Raw genomic sequence first — 734 nt, 5'->3', positions numbered from 1 at the left:
ATATGTGGCAGCTCATCAAAAGAGTTAAGATTTTCTTGAATGCCGCTTCAGCAAATAGTTGGAAAGGAATAGGAAATATGAAATTCTCATAATTATGAAAAGTTATATAAAATCAAAAAATAATATTCAATATTGTTCATTTTAAATTCCTTTAGTATTTATAATTATCTCTATATTAATTTCAAATAATAAACATCCCTTAATTTTAATAAAATTCAACTTTAAAAGAAAATTTAATTTGTTTGTTTTATTTTTAAAGTGACGATGTATTGTCATAAATAAGATAAGTTATTTTATAAGGAATATTGTTTGGTTAACTTGCCTTTGATTGGAGTTTTATTTTTATATTGTTGTGTGATTGCTCATTATAAAAAGACGACTTCATATTATTTTTCATAGTGTTAAAAATTATAGCTAATTTAACTCGACTATATTCTAAATAAAAACATCATGAAAAAACTACTCGAATTACGCCAACAAAAAGCCGATTTAACCCAGCAAATGCGTTCGCTGCTTACCAAAGCCGAAAACGAAAAGCGCTCTCTTAACCCTGAAGAAGCAAAACAGTTTGATGAATTGCTTAGCCAGTCTGATTCTCTGAATACGGAAATTGCCCGTTATGAGGTCATGAACCCAATAGTTAGATCTTTTAGAGAAAGTAGTATTCACGCTCAATGAACGTTCCTATCACTTTATCGTGTATTTCTGCTGACTTAGAATAACCTATCGTTTTT

At 28.5% G+C, this 734-nt stretch carries 1 protein-coding gene and 1 pseudogene; one reads left to right on the top strand and one right to left on the bottom strand.

All coding sequences use genetic code 11. From position 1 onward, the window contains the following. Positions 1 to 450: 450 nt before the first annotated feature. Positions 451 to 630: pseudogene (locus AAC854_RS22825) on the top strand (phage major capsid protein); the annotation flags it as partial. Between the two features lie 19 nt (positions 631 to 649). On the opposite strand, the gene AAC854_RS22820 reads toward AAC854_RS22825, so the two are convergent. Beyond that, the coding region (locus AAC854_RS22820) for an IS1 family transposase (protein ID WP_340619088.1) at positions 650 to 734 on the bottom strand (85 nt) is incomplete at its 5' end.

The organism is Xenorhabdus entomophaga (genome assembly GCF_037996725.1).
Classification (GTDB): Bacteria; Pseudomonadota; Gammaproteobacteria; order Enterobacterales; family Enterobacteriaceae; genus Xenorhabdus; species Xenorhabdus khoisanae.
The sequence above is the reverse complement of the archived record's forward strand: the minus strand, read 5'-3'. Positions and strand labels throughout refer to the sequence as shown.